Genomic DNA, 6,000 nt, shown 5'->3' on the forward strand with positions numbered 1-6,000 from the left:
TATCGGCGGGGCCGACCGAAAGGAGCCCCCGTGACGCAGCAGGTCCCGTCGACCGAGCCCGAGCTGGCCGGAGTGCGCAATTTCCGTGACGTGGGCGGACTGCCGGCCGGGGACGGACGGCGGGTGCGCCACGGAGTGCTGTTCCGCAGCGGTCACCTCGCGCACGCGACCGAACAGGACGCGGCCTTCCTCGCGTCCCTGGGCCTGCACACGATCTTCGACTTCCGCAACGCGGCCGACCAGAAGCTGGAGGGCCCGGACGTCGAGCTGCCCGGCGTGCGGAACGTGAACCTGCCGCTGAGCGACCCGGCGGACGGCGCCGAGTTCTGGAAGCTGGTCCGCGACGGCGACCTCGACCAGCTGCGCGGCCTCCTCGCGGACGGCCAGGCGGCGGCCCGGATGGTCACCTCGTACCGCACGATCGTCAAGGAGCGCACCGCCGAGCACTCCCGGGTGCTGCACGCGCTCGCCGGGGACAGCGTGCCGGCGCTGATGCACTGCGCGGCGGGCAAGGACCGCGCGGGCATCTCCATAGCCGTCACCCTCCTCGCCGTGGGCGTGGACCGCGAGGCGATCGTCGCCGACTACCTGGAGTCGAACGCCAAGCACCGGCGCTACAAGGTCCGCCGCAACGGCAACGCGGACACCGCGTACACGCCCGAGGTGATGGAGCTGCTCAGCCCCCTCTTCGACGCGCGCGCCGAGTACCTCCAGGCGGCGTTCGAGAGCATCGAGGAGACCTGGGGCGGCGCCGACGCCTACTTCGAGCAGGGGCTGGGGCTCACCACCGGGACCCGCGAGCGGCTGCGGGCGCGCCTGCTCGACTGAGGCCGCTCCGTGTCCGGTGGTCAGCCCTTGGCTCCGACCGCGAACAGCAGGTAGAGGAACGCCGCCAGGACGTGGCCGAGGGCGATGTAGATGATGAGGCGGATCCACAGGGCGCGGGGGAACTTCTCCTCGAGGTTGCTCATGGCAGCTCTCCGGTCAGGGGGCCCAGGCACAGCGTGGCCGTGGGGCTCTGCAGCAGGGTGTGGACGAACAGCAGCTCCACGCCGTCGTGGTCCTCGGCGGCGAGGCGGTGCGGGGTGAGCGAGTCGAAGTGCGCGCTGTCGCCGGGCGCGAGCAGGTGCGCGGTGTCGCCGAGGCGCAGGCCGAGCCGTCCCTTGAGGACGTAGAGCCACTCCTCGCCGGGGTGGACGCGCACGATGTCGCCCTGGGTGCCGTACGGCACCCGGACGCGCAGCGCCTGCATGCCCCGCCCGGGAGCTCCGGCCTGGAAGTACGTCCAGCCGCCCGCGCGGGTCGGCTCCATGTCGGCGGCGCGCACGATCGCGTCCCGGTCGGCGACCGTCTCGCCGAGCAGCTCCGAGACGGTCGTACCGTAGATGCGGGCGAGCGCGAGCAGCATCGGCAGCGAGGGCTGGCGCTGCCCGGTCTCCAGCCGGGAGAGGTGAGCGGGCGAGAGCCCGGCGGACCGGGCCGCGGCCTCCAGCGTGAGGCCGGCGCGCCGGCGCAGGGCGCGCAGCTGCGGGGCGACGGCGGGCAGATCGTCGCCGGGCCCGGGCTCGGGAGCGTTCATGTCTCCATTGAGCCGGAGGCTTGCCTGTGCGGCAAATTTATTGCCTCACAGACAAAAGCCGGACGGTCATTCCGTGGCCGTCATGCTCCGGTAGGCCTGGTGCCTGACATCAGGGTGCGGATGCCCGCGCAGCAGGCGAGTTTTCTCCGGCCGTCGACGGCGTGCGCCGGCCGGGGCAGCTCCCGCGCGGCGAACGCCGGGCGGCCTCGGCGTCGCCCCACTCCGCGCTCAGCCGTGCCACCGGCCGCTCGGCGAGCGCGGTACGGCCGCCGGAGGCGAGCAGGCGGGCCGGCCGGTGGCGCCGTTCGGCCGGTGCGTCGTCGTACGCCGCCTCCACCGCCTCGTCCGGCACGGGCAGAACACGGGCGGCGCGCAGGGCGTACCCGGCGACGACCGCGTCGAGGTCGGCCAGCCGTTCGGCGAGGAAGCCGGCGTCCCGTCCGGCGAAGGCGGCCGCGCCGTGAGCCGCCGCTCGTAGGGTCCGCGCGCGTCGAGGTCGGTGAGGAGCGGCGTCCCGCTACGGCCGACCGGTGAGCGGTCCGCACGGAGAGGGCGGGACGGGCCGTCTCCTGACCGGGGCCCGCAGCGGGGCCCCGGCCGACGAGCCGGGCTAGCGGTTGGCCACCGCCTGCTTGATCAGTGTCTTGCCGAAGTCCCACATCAGGCCGCCGCCGCTGTGTGCGTCGTCCATGACGGCCGTGAAGGCGTCGACGAACCGGTCCACGTCGGCCTCGCCGGCGACCAGCGGCGGGATGAGTTTGATCACCTCCAGGTGGTCGCCGGAGACCTGGGTGAGGATCCGGTGGCGTTGCAGCAGCGGTACGACCACCATCTGGGCGAACAGGCCCTTGCGCGCGGCCTGGAGCATGGCCCAGCGGCTGCGCAGCTTCAGCGACGCGGGCCTGCCGAACTCGATGCCGATCATCAGGCCCCGGCCACGGACGTCGGCGAGCAGCTCGTACGTGCCGGTCAGTGCGGTGAGCCGGGACTTCAGCAGGTCGCCCGTCGTGCGCACCCCGGCGACGATCTGCTCGTTCTCCATGACCGAGAGCACGGCGAGGCCGGCTGCCATGGCCTGGGCGTTGGATCCGAAGCTCGCCGAGTGGACCAGGACACGGTCCATGGACGAGTAGACCTTCTTGAAGATCCAGTCCTTGCCGAGGGTGGCGCCGACCGGGACATAGCCGCCGGAGAGCGCCTTGGCCACGCACACCAGGTCGGGTTCGACACCGTCCTCGTGCTGGTAGGCGTAGAAGTCTCCGGTGCGGCCGAGGCCGGTCTGCACCTCGTCCGCGATGAGCAGCGCCTTGTGCCGGTGCAGCAGTTCCTGCGCGGCGCGCAGATAGCCGGGCGGGGCCTCGTGCACGCCCTTGCCCTGGATCGGCTCCACGATCAGGGCGGCGACATCGCCCTTCTTCAGCTCGCGGGCAAGGGCGTCGAGATCGCCGAGGGGTACGGCGGTGTCGGGCAGCAGCGGGGCGAAGCCGTCGCGGAAGCCGTCCTCGCCGTTGACGGACAGGGAGCCGGTGGTCAGGCCGTGGAAGGCGTGGTCGCAGTAGAGGATCCGCGGCCTGCCGGTGGCGTACCGGGCGAACTTCAGGGCGGTCTCGACCGCTTCGGTGCCGCTGTTGCCGAAGAACACCCGGTCCAGGTGCGGGCTGTGGGCGAGCAGCCGCTCCGCGAGCAGGCCGGGCAGCGGCTGGCAGTCGAAGCGGGTGAGGTCGGCGAGGTTCAGGTCCAGGACGTCGTGCAGCGCCTTGCGGACGACCGGGTGGTGGCGGCCCAGGCCCATCACCCCGAACCCGGCGAGCATGTCCAGGTAGTCGTTGCCGTCCGCGTCGTAGAAGTGGGCGCCCTCGGCCCGCTCGTAGACCTTGTCGAAGCCGATGGTGTGCAGCATGCGCGGGAGCTGCGCGTTGAGGTACTTCGTGTGCAGCTCGTAGCGCTCGGCTCCGCGTTCGGCGAGGAGCGCGCCGAGGTCGAACTCCGTGGTCATTCGGCTCTCTCCTTGACTGTGCCCCCCGTGTTCCTGACGGCGGAACGCGCGTCCTCGGCGGCCAGGCTCGCGCTGATCCGTCCCGCGACCTCGACGGGCGTGAGACCGATGTCGGCCAGCACCTCGCCGCGCTTGGCGTGTGCGAGGAACTGCTCCGGAATGCCGAACCGCCGCACCGGCACGTCCACGTCCGCGTCACCGAGGGCGAGTGCCACGGCCGAACCGACCCCGGCGGCCCGGCTGTTGTCCTCGACGACGGCCACCAGGCGGTGCCCGGCGGCCAGGCCCGGCAGCGCCGGGTCGACGGGCTTGACCCAACGGGGGTCCACCACCGTGCAGTTGACGCCCCGCGCCGCCAGCAGCTCGGCAGCCTGGAGACACACCGGCGCCATCACGCCGACGGCCACCAGCAGCACCTCGGGGCGCTCGCCGCGGTGCAGGACGTCCATACCGCCGACGTGGTCGATCGCCGGGATCCCGGGACCCACCGACTCCTTCGGGAAGCGGACCAGGGTGGGCGCGTCGTCCACGGCCACGGCCTCCCGCAGCTGGGCGCACAGCTGGTCGGCGTCGCGCGGGGCGGCGATCCGGAGGCCGGGTACGACCTGGAGGACGGACATGTCCCACATGCCGTTGTGGGAGGCCCCGTCGACGCCGGTGACGCCGGCCCGGTCCAGCACGAAGGTCACCCCGCAGCGATGCAGGGCCACGTCCATCAGCAGCTGGTCGAAGGCGCGGTTGAGGAAGGTGGCGTAGACGGCGACGACCGGGTGCAGGCCGCCGGTGGCGAGACCGGCCGCGGAGACGGCCGCGTGCTGCTCGGCGATGCCCACGTCCCAGACCCGGTCGGGGAAGCGCTCGGCGAACCTGCCGAGGCCCACCGGGTGCAGCATGGCCGCCGTGATCGCCACGACGTCCTCCCGCTCCTCGCCGATCCTGACGATCTCGTCGCCGAACACCGAGGTCCAGGACGGTCCGCCGGCGGGCGCGAGCGGTGCGCAGGTCAGCGGGTCCATCACGCCGACGGTGTGGAAGTGGTCCTCCTCGTGGGCGAGGGCGGGCTCGTAGCCGCGGCCCTTCTCGGTGAGGCAGTGGACCAGGACCGGCCCGTGGAAGCGTTTCGCGCGGCGCAGCGCCGATTCGACGGCCTTGATGTCGTGTCCGTCGATCGGGCCGAGGTACTTCAGGCCCAGGTCCTCGAACATCCCCTGCGGGGCGAAGGCGTCCTTGAAGCCCTTCTTCGCGCCGTGCAGGGACTCGTAGAGGGTGTGGCCGACCACCGGAGTCCTCAGCAGGACGTCCTTCCCCCAGGCCAGGACCTTCTCGTAGCCGTCGGTGGTGCGCAGGGTGGCGAGGTGGTTGGCGAGGCCGCCGATGGTCGGGGCGTACGACCTCTCGTTGTCGTTGACGACGATGATCAGCGGCCGGTCCTTGGCGGCCGCGATGTTGTTCAGCGCCTCCCAGGCCATGCCGCCGGTCAGCGCGCCGTCGCCGATGACCGCGACGACATGGCCCTTCTCCCCCTGCACCTGGTTGGCTTTGGCCAGGCCGTCGGCCCAGCCGAGCGCGGTGGAGGCGTGGCTGTTCTCGATGACGTCGTGCTCGGACTCCTCGCGCGAGGGGTAGCCGGACAGGCCGCCCTTGCCGCGCAGCTTGGAGAAGTCCTGGCGTCCCGTCAGCAGCTTGTGGACATAGCTCTGGTGGCCGGTGTCCCACAGGATGCGGTCGACCGGTGACTCGAAGACCCGGTGGAGCGCGATGGAGAGTTCCACCACCCCCAGATTGGGCCCGAGGTGCCCGCCGGTTCTCGCCACCGCGTGCACCAGGAACTCACGGATCTCCTCGGACAGTTCGCCGAGTTCCGCCTCGGACAGCGCCTTCAGGTCGCGTGGTCCCCGGATGCTCTCCAGAATCGTCACGCTGGGCCCCCTCTCGGTCCGTGCCGTGCCTTGCCTCACTTCACCTGGTCTGCTCGGCCAGCTTCATGGCCTCCTCGATGAGGGTCTCCACGATCTTCGACTCGGGCACGGTCTTGATGACCTCGCCCTTGACGAAGATCTGCCCCTTGCCGTTGCCCGAGGCAACCCCGAGGTCGGCCTCGCGCGCCTCACCCGGACCATTGACCACACAGCCCATCACCGCGACCCTGAGCGGCACTTCCATGCCGTCCAGTCCTGCCGTGACCTCTTCGGCGAGCTTGTAGACGTCCACCTGGGCCCGCCCGCAGGACGGGCACGAGACGATCTCCAGGCGCCGCTGCCGCAGCCCCAGCGACTCCAGGATCTGGATGCCGACCTTGACCTCCTCGGCGGGTGGGGCCGACAGGGAGACGCGGATGGTGTCGCCGATGCCCCGCGACAGCAGGGCGCCGAAGGCGACGGCCGACTTGATGGTGCCCTGGAAGGCCGGGCCCGCCTCGGTGACA

The 6,000-nt window shown here is 71.8% G+C and carries 7 protein-coding genes; 1 reads left to right on the forward strand and 6 read right to left on the reverse strand.

Annotation, left to right across the window (positions count from 1 at the left end; genetic code table 11):
• Nucleotides 1-30: 30 nt before the first annotated feature.
• Nucleotides 31-828 carry a tyrosine-protein phosphatase gene (locus AQI88_RS01580; RefSeq protein ID WP_066990488.1) on the forward strand — a complete coding sequence of 266 codons (798 nt, stop codon included), beginning with the start codon at nucleotides 31-33 and terminating at the stop codon, nucleotides 826-828.
• Between the two features lie 20 nt (nucleotides 829-848).
• On the opposite strand, the gene AQI88_RS01585 is transcribed toward AQI88_RS01580, so the two are convergent.
• From AQI88_RS01585 to AQI88_RS01610, 6 genes are all read right to left on the reverse strand, one after another.
• Nucleotides 849-971 (reverse strand): DUF6126 family protein, encoded by a 123-nt coding sequence (locus AQI88_RS01585; protein ID WP_066990490.1) that lies wholly within the window; start codon nucleotides 969-971, stop codon nucleotides 849-851.
• Nucleotides 968-1,579, reverse strand: a complete 612-nt coding sequence (locus AQI88_RS01590; RefSeq protein ID WP_066990492.1) for a helix-turn-helix domain-containing protein — start codon at nucleotides 1,577-1,579, stop codon at nucleotides 968-970. Before AQI88_RS01590 ends, AQI88_RS01585 begins: the two co-directional genes overlap by 4 nt.
• 109 nt (nucleotides 1,580-1,688) lie before the next feature.
• Nucleotides 1,689-1,931: a hypothetical protein gene (locus AQI88_RS47380; protein ID WP_244184007.1), complete on the reverse strand. Its 243-nt coding sequence runs from the start codon at nucleotides 1,929-1,931 to the stop codon at nucleotides 1,689-1,691.
• A gap of 258 nt (nucleotides 1,932-2,189) precedes the next feature.
• Nucleotides 2,190-3,575 carry an aspartate aminotransferase family protein gene (locus AQI88_RS01600; RefSeq protein WP_066990502.1) on the reverse strand — a complete coding sequence of 462 codons (1,386 nt, stop codon included), beginning with the start codon at nucleotides 3,573-3,575 and terminating at the stop codon, nucleotides 2,190-2,192.
• Nucleotides 3,572-5,494, reverse strand: a complete 1,923-nt coding sequence (gene dxs / locus AQI88_RS01605; protein ID WP_066990505.1) for a 1-deoxy-D-xylulose-5-phosphate synthase — start codon at nucleotides 5,492-5,494, stop codon at nucleotides 3,572-3,574. Before dxs ends, AQI88_RS01600 begins: the two co-directional genes overlap by 4 nt.
• A 40-nt stretch (nucleotides 5,495-5,534) precedes the next feature.
• On the reverse strand, nucleotides 5,535-6,000 hold a 466-nt coding region (locus AQI88_RS01610), incomplete at its 5' end, for a flavodoxin-dependent (E)-4-hydroxy-3-methylbut-2-enyl-diphosphate synthase (protein ID WP_159050280.1).

Source organism: Streptomyces cellostaticus, from assembly GCF_001513965.1.
Lineage (GTDB): Bacteria > Actinomycetota > Actinomycetes > Streptomycetales > Streptomycetaceae > Streptomyces > Streptomyces cellostaticus.